We start from the raw sequence: 19,406 nt of genomic DNA on the forward strand, positions 1-19,406 counted from the left end.
AATAGAAGCGTCAGAACTCCTATCCTCCCAGGCCAGAGGGCACTTTCTATCTTCCGGGGTGCCGCCGTCTCACCATTCAGCGGTGGATCGAGGCTCAGGGGGCTCGCGGAAGGGCACACCAGCTCCTGGCCGTGCTGCAATGGCAGCCCTGAGCCGAGAGAAAGAGACGCCCAGCCCATGCCGCGACGAAAGCTGATCCGCCTCTGCGCGGTGCTCGCGATGACCGTCCTGGTGGCCTGCGCCCTGCTCGACAACGTTATGGCACGATTCCCGGAGGGCTCGCGGACGCCCGTACGCGTGCTGCTCGGCATGCTCGCCGCGGCCGGGCTCGGCACGGTGGTGCGCCGGCGGCGGCTGGCCGCCCGCGGCACGACCACGCCGGTCTTTCCCGAAAGCTGCGGCCCCTCAACCGAGGAGATCTACCGCTCGGCCGAGCAGGTGCGCAGCCGTTATGCGCCGATGCAGGTCGACGAGGTGGACACGACCGACGAGGGCTTCCCCAAGGACTCGACCGCCATCGACACTTTCACCTTCCTGCTGACCGACGGCGGCCACATCGCCCGGGTCTCCGAGCACGTCCGGGTCGGAGGCGACTTGCTCCTTGACGACGTGACGATCGAGGTCTCGCTGCTTGGACTCGGCAAGCGGGCACGCGCCCCGATGCCCGACGAGGCGCCGATCGTGGTGCCCATCCTGCGCCGCAAGGAGGTCATGCGGGAGAGCTTCGAGGCCCACGACGGCGCCGACAACCGCTTGGTCCAGCTTCCTCCCCAGGTCACCGACGGGCTGCTGGCATGGGCGGTCCGGGGGCTCTTCCAGATGATCTACGTGCCGAAGGACGAGGCGCCGACACGGGCGCAGAACGCCGTCGTCTATCGGCTGGTCGCGCTCATCTGCCGCACCGACGTGATCACGGCCGGGGATTTCGAGAAGCGCTACGACGCGATCCTGCCTCCGATGACCTAGGCCCAGCCGGGTGAGGACGCCCGGCAGTTGCGCGAGTTCTGCGCGTACTTCGCGGCCAACACCGTCTCGGCGATCGAGGCTCCCGGCGGGACCGAGGTAATCTACGTCACCTATCGCGACGTCACCGTCAACGACCGTCTCGACACCGCGCACGACCGGCAGCGGACCCGGTTCGGGATCACGCCCTATCGCTATCGCATCCCGGTCAACTTCGCGTTCTCGGCGCCGATCTACCAGCTGCGGATCACCGGTCCGGAGTCGCACTTCGTGCACAACCATTATCTGAGCCCGATGCCCGACCGGCTGGTCGCCGTACGTAGCGGGATCGGCATCCGTCTCGACCGCAACCACGGCGTCTCGTACACAGGGCTGCAGACCCGCGGCCTCAACCGGCTGCCCGAACCGCTCGAGCTGGAATGCGTCGCCGAGTTCGAGGAGATCCCGCCCGGCATGCTGCGTCGCACACTTGTCGTCTCGGCCATCTGCGCGCTGGTGACGCTGGCGTTCGCGTTCGTCATGCCGAAATGCGCTGCAGGACAGCCGGGGCACCGACTTCGCCGCGTTCCTACTCGCAGTGCCGGGCTTCGCCGCTACCATGGTCGGGATCTCCGCCGAGCGGGTGCAGCAATCGTCACTGACCACGTTCGGAGGGCTGGTCGTCTCCGGGACGATCTCCTTCACGAGTTCGGTGCTCTACGTCGTCCAGTCGCTGATCTGGCACCACACGCCACGAGTGCGTCTCTCGGTTCTCGGCCTGTTCCGGTTGCCGCCCGCCGACACGATGTGGCTTCTGCTGGCGGCGGCTTCGATCACGGCGACGTTCTACCTGAGCGTGGAGAGCACCCACCGCATGCACCGCTACATGTCGGCCCTGCGCCGCCGTCCGAGCGCCACGTAGATCGATGGAAGGATTCCTCTTGACAACGCAGGTGAACTACGCTGACCGCATGACCGAACGCGGACGCACGCTGCCCTCGGGCACCGCTTTCGCAAACAAGGGCGAGCCCTCCGCCGCCGATACGGCGTATCTACGCAGGGCTCTCGACGACGAGCAGAAGTCGCGCCTGCAGGGCATCGTTGCCCGCAGCCTGCGCAGCGGTTTCATGGATGCCGCGACCGCCACCGACGCCGACACCTGAGCACGCGTCGCCGAACGGGGAACCCCAGAAAGAAGTCCGTCCTTGACCGAGTATCGGTCCGCCCTGCCTGCGGCACCGGCGCAGCGGCACCGTCAAAACAACGACGAATACCAGCCGAGACACCTGCGGGTGGAGCCGGAGCCGATACCGGCTCCCCGGCGGCCGGCACCGACCGACCGGCCGCCCCCGCGCTCGACGGGGCACGCCTGGCCGCCGTTCGATCCGCCGGACTACGACCCCGAACCGGGGCATTTTCCGCCGCCCGACCTCTCCGGCGACATCCACAACCGACGGTGGGGCATGAGAGCGGCCCGTCAGCTGATTCCCGGGACAAGGACGGATCTCCGTGACCGACGACCCGCTGTAGCGATGCCGGGCTTCACCGACGCCAAGTGAGGGCTGCTAGCTCAATCGACCCCCATCGCCAGGGCGTCTTGGGTAGCTCCATCACTCGTCCGGTGTGCTCAGAGACAGAGTTCCGTGGCACAGACACGCTTCATTGGCAACGGACAATCACCGCACGTCGTGGAGGCCCCCGTTCGAACGCCTGCACGAGATACGTGACCTGCCCGCGCCGGCGATCCGTTTCGTCGCGACCCCGCGCATCGCTGACGGAACGACGATGACAGTGCACAGAAGACTGCTATCAGGGCCACGGCCAGCCAGGTCTGGTTCCAGTCTTCCTAAGGGCTTTGGACGACGGAAGTCGTCATGATCGAGTCAAGTTTTGCGCCCGGGGGCCAGGTTGGCTGGTCGGCGTGTTCAGGCGGCGAGGCCTGCGTGCTGGGCGAGGGAGTTGAGGGCGGTTTCGTACGGTTCCAGCCTCGTCGTCATCATCTCTTTCACGGGCTCACCTGACCCGCGTCAGCCTGCTTGTCGCAGCCGGGCACCCAGGCCCGGTATCCAGCCAGTTATCCGAGAACCCCTGGTAGAAGGGCCAGCAATTCGGCTCTCGGTTTCCTGTCGCCTTTCGGCCACCGGCGTTCGCTTCTCGGGTCATCCTGTTCCCGCCGGGGAGTTGGGCCTTCCTCACGGTCGGCTTACCACCCACCAATAGCGGGCGGACCCCGTCGGGGTTTCCACGTTCCACACTCACGAGTTACGACCGGGGTGGGTGCCCTCTCTACTCCGGGGACCAGCGGTGCTCTCCTGACCGAATGCCGTGCCCGGCCAGCGCCTGCCGCCTCACGGCGGCCCGTCCCAACACCCCGCCTCAACATCCCATCGTGCGGAGTGAGTTCCCCCCGCTTTCACGGAGCCTCAACGAAGGTTCACGCAATTCACCCGTCCGGTCTGCCCCTCACCCGTGACCTCCATGATGGAACGGAGATCCTTCGGCTTTCCCCCGGGCTTCGCACCCCGCCGTTACCAGCGACGCACGCCAAGGAAGGGGCCAGGCAGCGAGCACGCGCCCGGGACTACACCACCGACATCACGCCGGTCCTCCTAACTGCGAGTCCACTCGCAAAGTGCGACCTCGTGTCGCAACGGCAGAAGAGTAAGCAGCATTGATCGCGCGCCGTAGAGCGCTGAGTTACGAGCACAACCGCCATTGCCGTACGGGTTCAATGCCTTAGCAGCTGCAACTCGTCGCCCCAGCTCTCGATGACAGGTGTGAGGACTGGGACCTGGATCAGGCTGTCGAAGGCGGCACAGGCCTTTTCGATACACGCGAAAGCCGCTCGAATCGCTGATGGGTCGCCATCCAGGGTGGCGGTCAGCAAGACGAGCAGTTCCTCGGCCTGCCAGTGGGTAAGCGGGTGCTGGCGGAGCTCCCAGGGAAGATACTTGTGGTACGGACGCACCCGTCCCTCCAATGTGAAGATCACGTCCAGGAGCCATGGCATCGACTCGGCGGCGTCCAGACGTCGTTCCAGCGTGCGTCCGTCACGGTCATTCTTCAGTGCGCGATAGGCGAAATTGAGCCAGCCGTCCAGCCGGTCATGCTCAACGAGGATCGATTCAGCTTCGTCGGCATCGACCGTGGCTTGCCGGTTAAGTGCGGATGCCAACCGCCCTTCGGTGCGGTCCAGCAGCGTCGGTGCCCAAGCGAACGACCAGCGGTACCACCATCCCTCAGTTCCGAACGGCGCCACCCGCTCAAGATCAGAGATCGCCAGGATGGTCTCGTCCAGCGTCGCGGAACGGCTCGTCTCGGGCCCGCGCCCGCCGGTGTCGGTGAGCACGACGAACACATCGAGGTCGGACCTCTCCGTCGCCATTTCCCTACCTGCTGAGCCAGACAAGACCAGGCCCAAGAGTTTCTGTCCGTAGTCCGCTGCGTTGCGATGCGCCACGGCCTCGAGCAGGTCGCGGTGCGCGGGAGAGAGGCCGGGTGGCAGTTGCATGGCATCAGTGTGGTCGGTCACCGTCGCAAACTTCTGCCCAGAACCCGAGGTCTGCAAGCGAGTTGATGCCGCCATGGATTGCGCACTCACGTCAGGGAGTTCAGGACGTCGGTGTGTCGAGGGGTGGCAGGAGTTGGACAGCCGAGGTGTGGATGTTCAGGTCCCGGGTACGCCGCTGGTGCACGAGGAGCACCTGCCTGGTTTCAGCAGTGACACCGAGGCCGGCAGCGACAGGTGGGAGGTGAAGCCGTGACGGCTGGACAGCAGGAGATCGGACTTGGTCAGATCGGCGAGGCCATCGAGCGCTCCGGGGTCTATCTGCAGTTCGTGCCGCAGCCGATTCCGCTGGAGACGTGCTGGTACACGATCGGCCTCACTGGGCACGGGCATCCTGAGATGGTCTTGTTCGGGTTGCCTCCCGACATTTCCCGGCCCACCCTGCGCACCGTCGCCGGTGAGGTCATCGCGGGCCGACGAACCTTCACCGCCGGCCAGCACGCCGACGACGTTCTCGAGGGCCACCCGGTTCAGTTCGTCGCGGTGATCGAGCCGGACCGTCACCTGCCCGTTGCCGCGCAGTTCTACGCCGGCACCGGCTCGGCCGTCGAGGCCTTGCAGATCGTCTGGCCGGACCGGTACCTCCGCTGGCCCTGGCAGCCCGGCACGCACCTGGATGACATGCCGGTGCTCGGCCGGCCGACTCCGTCCGGCTGACAGGGCGGCGGCAGGTGAGGGCGCCGCCTCGCGGGCTCAACCGCCGACGATCGTCCAGGCGGGCTGTGGCGGGTCCCGTGGCTCTGCCCGCCGATCCCGGGAGGCTCTGGTCTCAGGCCGGGGTCATCTGCTGGGTGCCGATGGCGGCCAGCAGGTCGAGTTTGCCTCGGGCGTCGGTATCCGGCGACGGCGTGTAGACGACGACGTGGAAGTTCGAGCCCTGGGTGGTCAGCACGTCGCAGTCCAGCGGGATCTCGCCCACGTCCGGGTGGTCGACGACCTTGTGCGAACTCTCGTGCTGGGCCACCGACGGCCGGGCCCAGAGCTCCCGGAAGCGGGCGCTGCGCTGCAGGCGGGCCAGCACGGCCGCTATCGACGGGTCGCTCGGGTAACGGCCGGTCGCGGCGTGCAGGTCGGCGACCAGGGACTCCTCGAACGCGGCACGGTCGGCCGGGGATTGGCGGGCGCGGCCCGGTTTGCCGTCGAACTGCCAGAACAGCACGTTGCGGTCGGTGCGGGAGGTGGGGTCGCCGAAGGTGGCCGACCAGAGCGGGTTCCAGTGCAGCAGGTCCCAGACCGCGTCGAACACCGCGACGGGGTGCTCGGTCAGCCGTTGCATGATCCGGTGCAGGCTGGGCGGGATCAGCCGCGGGATGCGGCCCGGGCCGGCCGCGTGACCGGCCAGACGCAGCAGGTGGTCGGCCTCGTCACCGGTCAGCTGCAACGCGCGGGCCAGCGCCAGGCAGACCTGCGCCGACGGAGTCGGGGCGCGGCCCTGCTCGAGCCGGACCACGTACTCGACGGAGATGCCGGCCAGTGCGGCCAGCTCGCCGCGACGCAGGCCGGGCACCCGGCGCGGGACGTTCTGCGGGATCCCGACGGTGGCCGGGTCCAACCGGTTGCGCCAGGCGCGGAGCGCGTCGCCGAGGGAGTTCACGCCTGCCATCCTGCCCCGTCGCGCGACGGGCTGGGTGGTACGAGTTGTAACTCCCGCCGTGCCCGGCCGAGGCACATGATCGAAGGCATGACCGACACCCTCACCCTCGCTCCCGGCCTGACGCTCGGCCGGATGGGCTACGGCGCGATGCAGCTGGCCGGCCCGAACGCCTGGGGCCCGCCCCGCGACCGCGCTGAAGCCGTACGAGTCCTGCGCACCGCTGTCGAGCTGGGCATCACCCACGTGGACACCAGCGACTACTACGGGCCGTTCACCACCAACGAGATCATCCGGGAGGCGCTCCATCCGTACCCGGAAAGTCTTCGCATCGTGACGAAGGTCGGCTTCCGCCGCGGGCCGGGCGGCAGCTGGGACCCCTCCCCGGATGACCTGCGCGACCAGGTGCTCGCCAACCTGCAACGCCTCGGCCTGGACACTCTGGACGCGGTCAACCTGCGGGTGGCCGGACCGGGATCGGTGGCCGACAGCTTCGGCGTGCTGGCCGGTCTGGTCGCCGAGGGCCTGGTCCGGCACCTCGGCCTGTCGAACGTGACCGCCGAGCAGGTCGCCGAGGCCCGCACCATCGCGCCGGTGGTCTTCGTGCAGAACATGTACAACCTCGCGCTGCGCGGCGACGACGCCCTGATCGAGGCGCTCGCCGCCGACGGCATCGGGTACGTGCCGTTCTTCCCGCTCGGCGGCTTCAACCCGCTGCAGTCCGAGGTGCTCGACGAGGTGGCCGCCTCGCTGGGGGCGACGGCGCAGCAGACCGCGCTGGCCTGGCTGCTGCAGCGCTCCTCCAACATCCTGGTGATCCCGGGTACCTCGTCGGTCGCGCACCTGCGGGAGAACGTCGCCGCGACCGACCTGAAACTGCCCGCTGACGCGGTCGCCCGGCTGGACCAGATCTGAGGACCTCGGCCGGCCTAACCGTCGGTGGCCAAGGATCGCAGCGAGGCCTGGTCCGCCGGCAGCCCGAGCCGACGCAGCTGGTCGTCCCGGCCGCGCCAGTCGCCGTGCCAGAGAGCGGCATTCGCCGCCAGCGCCAGCAGGTAGGCGCGCTGGGCGTCGGTCAAGGGCTGCCCCTCTCTTCTGGGCTGGGGAAAGCCGGCCTCCAGCAGCGGTCCCCACGTCTGGTCGACCGCCCCGGCCGATGCGGTGGCGGCGACACTCACCGCAACCGGAAGCAGGGATGCGAAGCTGTCGGCGCATCGGATCGCGGCCTGCACCAGCCGGATCCTGAGCATGTTCGCGCCGAACGGAACCGGCGGCCGGTCGGGGATCAAGTCGTCACAGTCGGTCGCGCTCGTCAGCGTCTCGGTGATGACCCGCAGGGTGTGCGGGTTACCCGACGCCGCGGGCGACAACGCGGCGCAGGCGCGGATCACCGCCGAGCCGTCGGTCAGCAGGTCGCTGGTGTCCGTGCCCGCGGCCAGCCCGAGGACACAGTCGATCCGGGTCGCGAGTCTGGCGGTCTCGTCCCTGGCGACGGCATGCAACGCGGCCAACGCCGCCGGTGGCAGGGGTGTGTCGGTGCCGGCGAGTCCGGCCCAGCAGGCCGTGGCGTGCAACGCCTCGCGGCGCTCGGCGGAGTCGGCTGCCTGCAGCCACGGCACCAGCAACGGCAGGACGACGCCGGCCCGGCGGGCGCAACCGGAGCCGGTCCGTCCCACTGCGACGTGCTCCGGATCGTCGGCGAACTCCCAGATCAGGTCGAACGACGCCAGTTCAGGGTCGTCGCGCCGGACGCCGATGACGGCGTTCGGCTCGGCTTGCGCCTGAGCCGCCCACGCCGCGATGTGCCCGAGGTAGGTGAGCAATCCCACCCGCATCGATTGCTCACCGGGCCCGGCATCGGCCACCGGCACCAGCGGCGTGGGCTCCGGCGCGTCCAGCCGAGGATCGGACAGCATCTGCGCGAGCACGGCGACCACGGGACCCGCGGCCGTGGATAGGGTCTCCTGATGCACCACGCTGTTCCACAGATGGATCAGCGCGGACGCGCGGGTCGGCAGGTCGGCGGCGAGCAGTCCCCGGAGGTGTTCCGGGGTGTCGGCCGCCGACCCGTACGCATGACCCAGCCGGTCCCAGGCGATCTGATCGATTCCGGTCTCCGCGTCCATAGTCACCGCCGGAAGGGTAGGGCACCGGCCTTGCGCGATACCGGCAGGTGACGATCGACAGGCCCAGCCCTCGCCTCATCTTCGTGGGCAGGTGCCGGCGTTGCTGGCCGGCAGACGTGCGGGATGTCGTGGGATCAGTCGCGCTTCGGCCAGACGGGGCCCTGGTCGGTCCAGGTGACGCCCTTGTTGCGGCAGAGGCAGAAGGGGTGGCCGACGGGGTCGGTGTAAACGCGGAAGCCGTAACCCTCCGGGCCGGTCACGTCCCGTTGCAGGGTCGCGCCGAGGGCCAGGACGCGGCTCTGTTCTGCCTCGATGTCGTCGACTTCGAAGTCGAGGTGGAACTGCTTGGGGTGCTCGCTGCGGGGCCACTGCGGGGCGCGGTAGTCCTCCACCCGGGTGAAGGCCAGCTCGATGTCGCCGAACTTGATACCGGCCCAGTCCGCGGTGCTGTCCGGCTTGACCGGGTGACCCGTCACCTCGGCGTAGAACGCTGCCAGCTTCATCGTGTCCGGGCAGTCGATGATGAAATCGGTGAGTCGCAACATCCGACGATCTTGACACAAGATCGCATGGGCCGACGCGCACCGCAACGCGGGCTGGCCCTCAGGGGTGCCTCCGGCAGGTGTAGACACCCCTGGGAGCCAGCCGGTGAGCGGGAGGCGCGCTGCGGCCCGGCGTTGGTGCGGGGTCAGCTCTGTTGGTAGTTGACGGCGGTGAAGCCGCAGGGCTGGTGGACGTGCAGGTAGTAGGCGCCTTCGCCGTATTCGTCGAGGTCGGCGCCGCCGATCAGGCCGACGTAGTCCATCGGCTGGGCGCAACCCGGGCACACCGGATGTTCCGCGTCCTGGATCCACTGCGGGTGGCCGCCCAAGGTGGAGCCGCCCTCATTCCAGGCGCTGGCCTGGTGGGCGGTTGACCGGATCGCACCAGTCACCGCCTGTCGCGTGGGCGGGTCCTCCGGGCCGGAGCTTTGCGGCAGGTAGTCCGGGACGGTGTTGCCGGGCCACCAGGTGCTGGCACCGTCCGGGGTGACCTGACTGAAAATGGTCGCGTAGCAGGCGCAGAAGCAGCAACTACGGAACATCAGGCGGCCGGTCCAGCCGGTGTGCGCCAGCGCGGCGGCGACGGCGGGTTCGGTGGTGTCGAGGTCAGCGGCGGTCCACAGTGGCGATGTGCACCAGGGGCAGGTCGGCTGGTCCGGTCGCGGGGGCGTCTCGCGCAGCGTCCAGGTGTACGCCGCGGTGCCGCACAGGTCGCGGCGGCTGCCGTCCGGGTTGAGGGTCCAGCCACTCTGCAGGGCGTAGATCAAGGGCTTGACGTGCAGTTTGTCGGTGCCGGACGGCGGCTGCGTCTCCCACCGGCGCATCGCGGCCTCGGCGAGCGGGTCCTCGCTGTGCGCCACGATGAGGAACAGCCGGTTGAGGTCACTCGTCCGCTGTCCGCTGTCGACCATCTCGACGAGCCGGGTGACCACGTCGGGGCCGGCCGTGCGGTAGAGCGTCGCGGGCCACAGCACGTCCGCGTCGAGCAGGGCGCCCAGGTGCGGAGTCAGCAGGGCCGGCTCCGCATCGGCGATTCTGATCAGCTCCTCGATCGCGTCGTCGTCATCGCCGGCGGCTCTACTGATCAGTTCCTGAATCACTCGCGGAGCATAGTCTCCGTGGCAGCGGGCGAGGCCGAGCGAGAACTCGGCCACTCAGTACGAGCGGGGCAGCCCCAGCGAGAACTGGGCCACGAAGTTGAGCGCCATTTCCCGGCTGACCGGCGCCATCCGGGTCAGCCGCGACGTGGCCAGGGCCTGGACCAGTCCGTACTCGGTGGCGAGGCCGTTGCCGCCGTGGGTCTGGATCGCCTGGTCGACGGCGGCGCAGACCGCCTCGCCGGCCGCATATTTCGCCATGTTCGCGGCTTCACCGGCGGCCTTCAGGTGCCCCGCGGAGTGCAGCGCGGCCGCCTTCTGGGTGAGCAGCCGGGCGGCCTCGATCTCCACGTGCAGCTTGGCGAGCGGGTGGCTGATCGCCTGGTGCGCGCCGATCGGGACGCCCCACACCTCGCGCTCGCCGGCGTACCCGACGGCCTTGCGCAGCGCCCACCGCGCCATCCCGGTCGCCGACGAGGCGGCCATGATGCGCTCCGGGTTCAGCCCGGCGAAAAGCTGATCAAAACCGGCCTCTTCGCTGCCGATCAGGGCGTCGGCGGGCAGCCGTACGTCGTCGAGGAACAGCGTGAACTGGTCCTCCGGCGCGACCAGCCCCATGTCGATCTTGCGGAAGGTGAAGCCGGGTGTGCCGACCGGGACCATGAACAGCGACGGGCGCTTGCCGATCCGGGCCACCACCAGGACGTGGGAGGCCTCGTCGACGCCGCTGATGTAGGTCTTCGAACCGTTCAGCACCCACTCGTCGCCGTCCCGGCGCGCCTGCGTGGCGATCTGGTGGGTGTTCGACCCGGCGTCCGGCTCGGTGATCCCGAAGACGTACGTGGCGGTGCCCTCGGCCAGGCCGGGCAGCCAGCGCTGCTTCTGCTCGTCGCTGCCGAACTGGGCGATCACCGTGCCGACGATGGCCGGTGACACCACCATGAGCAGTAGCGGACATCCGGCCGTGGCCAGCTCCTCCAGCACCGCGGCCAGGTCGCCGATCTCGCCGCCGCCACCGCCGTACTGCTCCGGGATGGACACGCCGAGGTAGCCGAGGGCGGCGGCCTCCTGCCACAGTTCGGTGGTCTTGCGGCCCTCGCGGGCGGCGGCGTAGAAGTAGGCCTCGCCGTATTTCTGGCCGAGGCGGGCGACGGCCTCGCGCAGTTCCCGGCGCTCGCTGGACTCCACAAAAGTGGTCATGTCGACTCCTCAGAAGAAATCACGGCGAGCACGTCCCCCGCGGCGACCTGCCGGCCGACCACCGCGGAGAGCGACCCGACCACCCCGTCCCCCGGCGCCACCAAGGTCTGCTGCATCTTCATCGCTTCCAGGACCACGATCGGCGCACCGGCCGCGACCTGATCACCTTCGGCCACGTGCACCGCCACGACCAACCCCGGCGTCGACGCGAGCAGCGAGCCGGCCGCCACGTTCGCCGCCGGGTCGGTGAAGACCGGCACGCCCTCGAAGTCATATGCCCCGTCCGGCCCGTGCACGTCGGCCCCGTCGCCGACCACGGTCACCCGGTACGACTCGCGCACCCCGTGATCGTCCAGCACGACCCGGTCCGCGTCGACCGCGAGCACGCTCACCCCGGGCAGCCACGACGACTCCAGCCGCCCACCCCGGTTGAGGTAGCCGACCTCGAAGGTCGCCCCGCCGTACCGGTAGGCCCGCACCCGTTCCCGGCTCGGCACGTTGCGCCACGCCGCCGGGATCCGCGCCTGAACACTTCCGGACGCCGCAGTCCGGACCGCCGATCCGACTGCCGCCGCCAGGGCCGCCTTCCGGACCGCGTGGTCCTCTCCGGCGCCGAGCCACGCCGTGAGCCGCCGATCCAGCAGCGCGGTGTCCACCCGGCCCGCGACGAAGTCCTCGTCGGCGAGGATCGCGCGGAGCAGCCCGAGGTTCGTGGTCACCCCGTGCACCACCCCGCGCCGGAGGGTGTCGGCGAGCAGGCGGATCGCGGCGGACCGGTCCGTACCATAAGAAATGATCTTGGAAATCATCGCGTCGTAGTGGATACCCACCTCGGTGCCCGCCTCGACGCCCGAGTCCACCCGGACGTCCGGGGCCGTCCCGAAGTCGAAGGCCCGGATCCGGCCGGTCTGCGGGGTGAAGTCCCGCGCCGGGTCCTCGGCGTAGAGGCGCACCTCGATAGCATGGCCGGTCACCGGCGGCGGCGCGGAGGGCAACTCGCGGCCCTCGGCGATCGCGAGTTGCCAGGCGACCAGGTCAAGACCGGTCACCGCCTCGGTGACCGGGTGTTCGACCTGGAGCCGGGTGTTCATTTCCAGGAAGAAGATCCGCTCGCCGTCGACCAGGAACTCGACGGTTCCGGCGCCCTGATAGTCGACCGCCTCGGCGGCCGCGCGGGCGTGCCGGTGCAGCGCGGACCGGACCGGATCGGTCAGCCCCGGCGCCGGCGCCTCCTCGATGATCTTCTGATGCCGGCGCTGGACCGAGCAGTCCCGATCCCCCACGATCCAGATCCGGCCCCGGGCGTCGCCGAGCACCTGCACCTCGACGTGCCGGGCGTTCGGCAGATAGGGCTCGGTGAACACGGTGCCGTCACCGAACGCCGACTGCGCCTCCGCCTCGGCCGCCAGCATTGCGGACCGCAGCGTGTCCGCGGACGTCACCACCCGCATGCCACGACCGCCACCCCCGGCCGCCGCCTTGATCAGCAACGGGAACGACTGGTCCCCGCCGAGCACCGGCACCCCGGCCGCCGACACCACCTTCTTCGCCTGGATCTTGTCGCCCATCACCTCGATCGCGTCCGCCGCCGGACCGATCCAGATCAGTCCGGCGCCGAGCACGCCACGGGCGAAGCCGGCGTTCTCCGACAGGAACCCGTAACCGGGGTGGATCGCGTCCGCGCCCGCGGCCCGGGCTGCCGCGACGATCTGGTCCACGTTCAGATAGGAGTCGATGCGGACCGCGACGTCCGCTTCGCTCACGTGCGGCGCCAGCTCGTCGGATGCGGTGAACACCGCCACCGTCGCAATGCCCAGACGGCGGCAGGTCCGGAAGATCCGGCGGGCGATCTCGCCCCGGTTCGCGACAAGAAGCTTACGGATCATCACAGGCGGAACACCCCGTAGCCGCGGGCGCCCTGCACGGGCGCGTTGTGAATGACGGAAAGACAAAGACCCACCACGGTACGGGTGTCGCGCGGGTCGATGACCCCGTCGTCGTAGAGCATCCCGGAGGTGAAGTAGGCGAGCGACTCGCGTTCGATCTGCGCCTCGATCCCGGCCCGGGTCCTAGCGTCGGCCTCCTCGTCGAACGGCCGCCCAGCCGCCGCCGCAGCCTGCCGGGACACGATGGACACCACGCCGGCCAGCTGCGCGGGGCCCATCACCGCGGACTTCGCGCCGACCCAGCTGAACATGAACCGCGGGTCGTAGGCGCGCCCGCTCATCCCGTAGTTGCCGGCGCCGTAGGACGCGCCCATCACGATCGACAGGTGCGGCACCCGCGAGTTGGACACCGCGTTGATCATCTGGGCGCCGTGCTTGATGATCCCGCCCTGCTCGTATTCCTTGCCGACCATGTAACCGGTCGTGTTGTGCAGGAACAGCAGCGGCGTGTCGGCCTGGTTGGCCAGCTGGATGAACTGGGCCGCCTTCTGCGCCTCCTCGCTGAACAGCACACCCTGCGCGTTCGCGAGGATCCCGATCGGATAGCCGTGCAGCCGCGCCCACCCGGTCACCAGGCTGGTCCCGTAGAGCGGCTTGAACTCGTCGAACTCACTGCCGTCCACGATCCGCCGGATCACCGCACGCGGGTCGAACGGGATCTTCAGGTCGGTCGGCACCACCCCGAGCAGCTCCTCGGGATCCTCGACCGGATCGGCGTAATCGGTCAACGGCGACGGGCCGAGCTTGCGCCAGTTGAGCCGGCGGACGATCTGCCGTCCGATCCGGATCGCGTCCTGCTCGTCCGCGGCCAGATAGTCGGCCAGCCCCGAGGTCCGCGCGTGCATCGCGGCGCCACCCAGCGACTCGTCGTCGGACTCCTCGCCGGTGGCCATCTTGACCAGCGGCGGCCCGCCGAGGAACACCTTCGCGCCGCCGTCGACCATCACCACGTAGTCGCTCATCCCGGGCACGTAGGCGCCACCGGCGGTGGAGTTGCCGAACACCAGCGCGATCGTTGGCCGTCGATCGGCGCTGGCCTCGGTCAGACCACGGAAGTGCTGGCCACCCGGGATGAAGATGTCCTTCTGGGTGGGCAGGTCGGCGCCGCCGGACTCGACCAGGTTGATCGTCGGCAGGCGGTTCTCGGCGGCGATCTGCGCGGCCCGGAAGCTCTTCTTCAACGTGATCGGATTGCTGGACCCGCCCCGGACGGTCGGGTCGTTAGCGATGATCATGCATTCGACGCCCTCGACCACGCCGACGCCGGTGACCACCGAGCCGCCCACCGTGAAGTCGGTGCCCCACCCGGCAAGCGTGCTCAGCTCCAGGAACGCCGAGTCCGGATCTATCAGCAGCTCGATGCGTTCACGAGCGGTCATCTTGCCGCGCCGATGGTGCCGGTCGACGGCCTTCGGCCCGCCTCCGGCGAGGGCCTTTTCCTGCTGCGCCGCAAGGTCCGCGACCCGCTCCAGCATCGCTTCCCGATTTTCCTCGTACGCCGGGGAAAGGGTCATGTCAGCAGCTCCGTGGGAATGTCGGCGTGCCGGGCGCGCAGCCACTCGCCGAGCGCTTTGGCCTGCGGGTCGGAACGGGTGGACGCGGCGACCCCGTCGCCGAGCAGCCGGTCGATGACGATGTTGAGCGCGGCCAGGTTCGGCAGGGCGTGCACGGTCACGTCGAGTCCCTCCGCCTCGGGCAGCAGTGTCCGCACCCGGCCGGCGTCGAGCCACCCGGCCAGCCAGTCGTAGGCGTCCTGTCTACGCGGATGTCCGGCCGGGATCCACACACCGATGTTCGCCGCCCCGCCCTTGTCCCCCGACCGTGCATAGACCAGCCGCCCCAACGCCACCCGGCTGGCTGTCAGAGGTGCCTCACCCGCCGGGAGAGACCCCTGAGGACCAGCCGGGGCCCGCACCGCGCCACGGTCCGAACCGTGGCTGGCGTTCACGGCTGCCTCCGGCGCCGGGAGGGAGCCGCCAGCGCCAGCTGAGGGCGGGGCGGAGATGTTGATGTGGGCGCCGTCGGGGAGGACGACGGTGTGGGGGACTTCGGACTGCGGGAGGTAGGCGGCTTCGAAGACGCCGAACGGGGTGGACTCCGTGGGGGGTGAGGTCGCGTGGAAGCCCGGATACGACGCGAGGGCCAGCTCGACCGCGGCGCTGCTGAAGGCGCGGCCCACCACGTCCGGGTCCGGGTCCTTGACGTGGCAGCGGAGCAACGCGGACGCCTCGGCCTGGGTGGCCGGGTCGGGGCGGTCCGTGCGGGAGAGCTCCCAGGTGATCTCGGCCGGGTGCTTCACCAGGGCGGATTCGAGCTGGGCGCGGACCCAGGCGGCCTTCGCCTCGATGTCCAGGCCGGTCAGGACGAAGGAGACGGCGTTGCGATACCCGCCGAGGCGGTTGATTCCGATCTTGGTGGTGGCGGGTGGGGCTTCACCTCGTACCCCGGAGATCTTGACTTGATCTTGATTTTTTTGGACGAGCTGGACCGTGTCGAGGCGGGTGACGACGTCGGGGTTGAGATAGCGGGGCGTGTCGATCTCGTAGATCAGCTGGGCGGTGACCGTGTCGATGGTGACCGCGCCGCCGGTGTGCGGGTGCTTGGTGATCACTACGGTGCCGTCGGCGCTCAGCTCGGCGATCGGGAAGCCGAGCGGGCGACCGGTTTCGATCGTGGTGAAGCCGGCGAAGTTGCCGCCGGTGGCCTGGGTGCCGCACTCCAGGACGTGGCCGGCGACGATCCCGGCGGCGAGTTCGTGCAGGTCGGCGCGGGTCCAGCCGAACTCGGCGATGGCCGGGCCGAGGGTGAGCGAGGCGTCGGTGACCCGGCCGGTGACCACGATGTCGGCACCGTTCGTCAGCGCTGCCGCGATACCGAACGCGCCGAGGTAGGCATTGGCGGTCAGCGCCCCCGGCCAGGCGAGGTCGTCACCTTCGACGTGCGCCACCGTGACGTCGGGGTCCAGCCTGCGGATGGCGGCGGCCAGGCCGGCCGGGTTGAGACCGCCGGCGTTGCTCACGATCCGGACACCCTGCGACCGGGCGAGGGCGAGGCAGTCGGTGAGCTGGCGCAGGAACGTCTTGGCGTAGCCGAGGTCGGGATTCTTCCGGCGGTCGCGACCGAGAATGAGCATGGTCAACTCGGCCAGGTAGTCGCCGGTGAGGTAGTCGAGCGGGCCGCCCTCGAGCATCTCGCGCATCGCGGAGAGCCGGTCGCCGTAGAACCCGGAGCAGTTGCCGACGCGGATCGTTCGCACTTCGCCCGCTCCCCCTTTGTCGTGGCGGTCAGGGGCCACGTTAGGGAATCTGACAAAATTGTCAAGCTTCGGTCAGGCTGGCGGGCGCAGGCCGATCGCGGCGGCCCACAGCTTGGACATGTGGTTGACCACCTCGTCCTCGTCGAGCGGCTCCCGCAGCGAGTAGATGACGTGCGCCATCTGCTCGACCATGGCGCCCAGCACGATCGCGGTCAGCCGCGGGTCGAGCTCCGGGTTCGCCAGCCCGGCCTCCTGGAGGCGGCGCAACCCCTCGGCACCGCGGTGCACGTAGAGCTCGCGCACCTCGAGGAGCATCTGACGCAGCGTGTCGTCGGTGTCGGCACCCTGCTCGACCAGCCGCAACACCCGGGAGGCGCCGCGCCAGGCCTTCAGGTAACCGCGGTTCGCCTCGACGATCCGGGCATAGGGGTCGTCGGCGGCGTCCGGCCCGACCAGGCTCTCGGTGAACATCTCCTCGGCGACCGCGCGCACGACGGCGCGCAGCAGGTCGTCCTTGGACTCGAAGTAGGTGTAGAACGTGCCGTAGGAGACGCCGGCGGCCTGCGCGACCTGCTCCGGGGTGAAGCCGGCCCAGCCGCGCGCTTCGAGCAACTCCCGGCCGGCGGCCAGCAGCGCGTCCCGGGTCCGCCGGCCGCGGGCGGTGACCGGCGCGGTCGGCGCGGGATTCGTTCGTGATCGACCCATGGTCACCATCATTACTCGTCCGTGGGTTGCCGTCCGTCGATGCACGCGACTAGCCTTGACCCATGACAACCGCCGACCACGCCGACCAACCCGAACGATCCTCTGATCGACTCGCCCGCTTGCTGGGCCTGCCGCCGCGTCCCCCGTGGACCGCGGAAGACGAAATCCGGTTCAGGGAGAAGATGGAGAAGGCTGAACGCGAGCTCGCCGAACTGGTCGCCCGCCGGAAGGCCGAGGCGGAGTGACCGTGACCTCCTCAGAGCATTCCCTCCGCATCCTGGACGCCAGTGCGCTCGTGGAACTCGCGCAAGGCAATCCGATGCTGATGAGACTGGTCAATCTCGCCCAATACGGCGCAGCGACGTTGGTGGTGCCAGCCCTCGCCGTGCTGGAAGCACAGGTGGCGATCTCCGCGAATCCGACCGTGTGGGACCACGTGCTCACCTTTCCCGGCGTCCGCGACATGAGCCTGACCGCACATGCCGCGGTCGCGGTCGGTGACCTGGCCGGCCCTCGGCTCCGACGCTATCCCCTCCACACCGAATTGATGGCGGAGCAGATGACGGCCCAGGTCGTCCACGAGGCGGTACAGATGACCGCCATCGTCGCGACCCGGATCCCGACCCTCTATCGCGATTATCCCGTTGTGCTCATGGAATTATGACCAGCGCCAGGCGTTGGATGGCTCTGACGTAACGATCTGTTGCGTACTGCTGCGCCCACCGACCCACCGGTCCGCTGGCGCGCGCGACAAACGATGCGGGACGACTGAAGGCCGAGATCCGGATCCGTACGTCGCCCGTACCGTCCTTCACCACCATGAACGCCTCCTCGCCCCGCTCCGGGTGACCGGGCAGCGTGCCGTAGGCGAATCCGCGGCGATCGACCTCGTCGACGGTGTAGACCACCCGGCACGGGATGGTCAGCCGCGCCGGGCCCCAGCCGGCCCGCAGCACCACGTCGACCCCCGGCGCCGCAATCCCTCCGGGGCTCACCACGGTGAACCCGGCCTCCCGGTGCATTCCCCAGTCGAAAGACCGGCCACTGCCCGCTCGAAGACCTCCGCACCCGACCCGATGCTGACGTCGCGGTGCACGTGGCCGTACCCCGCGGGCAGTGGCTCGGTCCGGGTCGCACCCACTTCCTGATACGTCAACCGCATCTGATCACGGTAGCCACCACACGCCCATGCCATGATCGATCGCGATGAGCGGCGATGAGAGGGTGATCCTGGGCCGGGTCACGGCGCCGTCCCGGGCCGTCGTGCTCGCCGGCACCGGGTTCCTCGACGAGTGGAGCGAGCTGGGCGACCCCCTCTCGGTCCGCGCGCTTCACGCGGCCCGGGCCGGCGGCGCCCACCTCCACGACTGGCTCGCCGAAGCGACCGCCGTGCCCACCGGCCCGGCGACGCTGACGGTGACCGCGCGCACCCGCCCCGGCACCTACGAGCCCCGGCCCACCATCGCCGTGCTCGACATCGACCTGGACCTGCCCTGGTCAGCGGTGTCGGCCGGCACCGAACCGGTCCCGCTGGGCGACCTACCCGTGGACCCGTGCGGGATGGTCATCGGCGACCCGGTCGCGCTCGACGCGTGGATCGGATTCGGCAGCGGGCCGCGAACCGTCGACGGGCTGGCCGACCTGCGGCTCGGCGGCAGGGGCGATACGCAGGCCAGCACGCACTTCAGCGCACCGGAGATCGCCGCGACCTGGACCCTGCACGGCTGGCTGGACCTGCCGATCACCGCCGCCCGCGAACGAGCCGCCACGATCAACCAGTGGGCGGCCGCGCACGGCCACTACGAGTTCCTGGCGAAGGTAAACCCGCACACCCATCAGCACCTCGGGTGGCGAGCCGGCTGGCCGGACCCGCTCGGCGCCGGACTCATCGAGATAGCCGGCTGCACGATCCTCTGCCTCACCTGGTCGCCCAGCGAGCTGCAGCGCTTCCGCGGCGGCCGATCCCACGGGCAGGTCCACCCGGTGACTCTCGAGGACGTCGACGGGCGGGCGACCCTGCGATGGCGAATAGGAGCGTGGACAGATGAGTCTCAGCGTACGAATCTGGATTCCCGATGAAAACGCCCATGCCGGCCGCCGCCTCCTGGACGACCCACCGCGCACCGGGACCTCAGCGGGCAGCGAGTTCACCCGTCACCAGCTGTGGGGTTCCACCGCGGCGCGGCGACTCGGCGCGACGTTCCTGCCGCAGCTCGGCGAGATCACCCTGGAGAACCGGGGGAACCTGATGATCCCCCCGGACCGCCTCGACGCGTTCGAGCAGGAATGCCGGCACCTGGCGGAGCACGCCGGGGAGCTCGCGGCCGCCACCGGATACGAGCCCGGGTACATCACCGACCGGCTGGCAACCATCCGGAACGCCGTCGACCGCGCCCGGGCAGCGAACGGCAGCATCCTGATCTGGTAGGCAAG

The 19,406-nt window shown here is 69.6% G+C and carries 19 protein-coding genes and 1 pseudogene; 9 read left to right on the forward strand and 11 right to left on the reverse strand.

Annotation, left to right across the window (positions count from 1 at the left end; all coding sequences use genetic code 11):
• The first annotated feature begins 219 nt into the window (after positions 1-219).
• From ADL15_RS40690 to ADL15_RS40700, 3 genes are read left to right on the forward strand one after another with little or no spacing between them, the layout of a single operon-like run.
• Positions 220-966 carry a hypothetical protein gene (locus ADL15_RS40690; protein ID WP_157441925.1) on the forward strand — a complete coding sequence of 249 codons (747 nt, stop codon included), beginning with the start codon at positions 220-222 and terminating at the stop codon, positions 964-966.
• 27 nt (positions 967-993) lie between these two features.
• Positions 994-1,887, forward strand: coding sequence for a hypothetical protein (locus ADL15_RS53600; RefSeq protein ID WP_157441926.1), 894 nt, complete (start codon positions 994-996; stop codon positions 1,885-1,887).
• The gene (locus tag ADL15_RS40700) at positions 1,884-2,105 is read left to right on the forward strand and encodes a hypothetical protein (protein ID WP_157441927.1); all 222 of its coding nucleotides are present in this window, start codon (positions 1,884-1,886) and stop codon (positions 2,103-2,105) included. Before ADL15_RS53600 ends, ADL15_RS40700 begins: the two co-directional genes overlap by 4 nt.
• Positions 2,106-3,670: 1,565 nt before the next feature.
• On the opposite strand, the gene ADL15_RS40705 is transcribed toward ADL15_RS40700, so the two are convergent.
• Positions 3,671-4,543, reverse strand: coding sequence for a hypothetical protein (locus ADL15_RS40705; protein ID WP_157441928.1), 873 nt, complete (start codon positions 4,541-4,543; stop codon positions 3,671-3,673).
• A 159-nt stretch (positions 4,544-4,702) separates the two neighbouring features.
• Between ADL15_RS40705 and ADL15_RS40710 the strand changes: the two genes are divergently transcribed.
• Entirely contained in the window at positions 4,703-5,167 is a 465-nt protein-coding gene (locus tag ADL15_RS40710; RefSeq protein WP_232344862.1) for a DUF4262 domain-containing protein, read from the forward strand.
• 112 nt (positions 5,168-5,279) lie between these two features.
• Here the strand turns inward: ADL15_RS40710 and ADL15_RS40715 are convergent, their stop codons facing one another.
• Entirely contained in the window at positions 5,280-6,104 is an 825-nt protein-coding gene (locus tag ADL15_RS40715) for a helix-turn-helix transcriptional regulator (protein WP_394326980.1), read from the reverse strand.
• A gap of 87 nt (positions 6,105-6,191) precedes the next feature.
• On the opposite strand from ADL15_RS40715, the gene ADL15_RS40720 reads away from it, so the two are divergent.
• Positions 6,192-7,016 carry an oxidoreductase gene (locus tag ADL15_RS40720; protein WP_067703585.1) on the forward strand — a complete coding sequence of 275 codons (825 nt, stop codon included), beginning with the start codon at positions 6,192-6,194 and terminating at the stop codon, positions 7,014-7,016.
• 14 nt (positions 7,017-7,030) lie between these two features.
• On the opposite strand, the gene ADL15_RS40725 is transcribed toward ADL15_RS40720, so the two are convergent.
• From ADL15_RS40725 to ADL15_RS40760, 8 genes are all read right to left on the reverse strand, one after another.
• Entirely contained in the window at positions 7,031-8,233 is a 1,203-nt protein-coding gene (locus tag ADL15_RS40725; RefSeq protein WP_157441929.1) for a hypothetical protein, read from the reverse strand.
• A 128-nt stretch (positions 8,234-8,361) separates the two neighbouring features.
• Positions 8,362-8,772, reverse strand: a complete 411-nt coding sequence (locus ADL15_RS40730; RefSeq protein WP_067703592.1) for a VOC family protein — start codon at positions 8,770-8,772, stop codon at positions 8,362-8,364.
• A gap of 143 nt (positions 8,773-8,915) precedes the next feature.
• Positions 8,916-9,869 (reverse strand): hypothetical protein, encoded by a 954-nt coding sequence (locus ADL15_RS40735; RefSeq protein WP_067703595.1) that lies wholly within the window; start codon positions 9,867-9,869, stop codon positions 8,916-8,918.
• 54 nt (positions 9,870-9,923) lie between these two features.
• Positions 9,924-11,066, reverse strand: a complete 1,143-nt coding sequence (locus ADL15_RS40740) for an acyl-CoA dehydrogenase family protein (RefSeq protein ID WP_067703597.1) — start codon at positions 11,064-11,066, stop codon at positions 9,924-9,926.
• Complete coding sequence (locus ADL15_RS40745; protein ID WP_067703710.1) at positions 11,063-12,952, reverse strand: acetyl/propionyl/methylcrotonyl-CoA carboxylase subunit alpha; 1,890 nt, start codon at positions 12,950-12,952, stop codon at positions 11,063-11,065. The genes ADL15_RS40740 and ADL15_RS40745 overlap by 4 nt, the downstream gene beginning before the upstream one ends.
• Complete coding sequence (locus ADL15_RS40750; protein ID WP_067703600.1) at positions 12,952-14,526, reverse strand: acyl-CoA carboxylase subunit beta; 1,575 nt, start codon at positions 14,524-14,526, stop codon at positions 12,952-12,954. Before ADL15_RS40750 ends, ADL15_RS40745 begins: the two co-directional genes overlap by 1 nt.
• Positions 14,523-16,268: an acyclic terpene utilization AtuA family protein gene (locus tag ADL15_RS40755; RefSeq protein WP_067703603.1), complete on the reverse strand. Its 1,746-nt coding sequence runs from the start codon at positions 16,266-16,268 to the stop codon at positions 14,523-14,525. The genes ADL15_RS40750 and ADL15_RS40755 overlap by 4 nt, the downstream gene beginning before the upstream one ends.
• Positions 16,269-16,340: 72 nt before the next feature.
• The gene (locus ADL15_RS40760; RefSeq protein WP_067703606.1) at positions 16,341-16,973 is read right to left on the reverse strand and encodes a TetR/AcrR family transcriptional regulator; all 633 of its coding nucleotides are present in this window, start codon (positions 16,971-16,973) and stop codon (positions 16,341-16,343) included.
• Between the two features lie 62 nt (positions 16,974-17,035).
• Here ADL15_RS40760 and ADL15_RS53605 point away from each other — a divergent pair, with 62 nt between their 5' ends.
• Together ADL15_RS53605 and ADL15_RS40765 are read left to right on the forward strand one after the other, a co-directional pair.
• On the forward strand, positions 17,036-17,218 hold the full coding sequence (locus ADL15_RS53605; protein ID WP_157441930.1) for a hypothetical protein: 183 nt from the start codon (positions 17,036-17,038) through the stop codon (positions 17,216-17,218).
• 2 nt (positions 17,219-17,220) lie between these two features.
• On the forward strand, positions 17,221-17,637 hold the full coding sequence (locus tag ADL15_RS40765; protein ID WP_067703713.1) for a PIN domain-containing protein: 417 nt from the start codon (positions 17,221-17,223) through the stop codon (positions 17,635-17,637).
• On the opposite strand, the pseudogene ADL15_RS40770 reads toward ADL15_RS40765, so the two are convergent.
• Positions 17,624-18,168: pseudogene (locus ADL15_RS40770) on the reverse strand (DUF1990 family protein). The gene ADL15_RS40765 and the pseudogene ADL15_RS40770 sit on opposite strands and share 14 nt — an antisense overlap.
• A gap of 11 nt (positions 18,169-18,179) precedes the next feature.
• Between ADL15_RS40770 and ADL15_RS54695 the strand changes: the two are divergent.
• The gene (locus tag ADL15_RS54695) at positions 18,180-19,052 is read left to right on the forward strand and encodes a hypothetical protein (protein WP_067703612.1); all 873 of its coding nucleotides are present in this window, start codon (positions 18,180-18,182) and stop codon (positions 19,050-19,052) included.
• Positions 19,018-19,401, forward strand: a complete 384-nt coding sequence (locus ADL15_RS56065) for a hypothetical protein (protein WP_232344864.1) — start codon at positions 19,018-19,020, stop codon at positions 19,399-19,401. Before ADL15_RS54695 ends, ADL15_RS56065 begins: the two co-directional genes overlap by 35 nt.
• Positions 19,402-19,406: the final 5 nt, after the last annotated feature.

This window comes from Actinoplanes awajinensis subsp. mycoplanecinus (assembly GCF_001509495.1).
GTDB lineage: Bacteria > Actinomycetota > Actinomycetes > Mycobacteriales > Micromonosporaceae > Actinoplanes > Actinoplanes palleronii.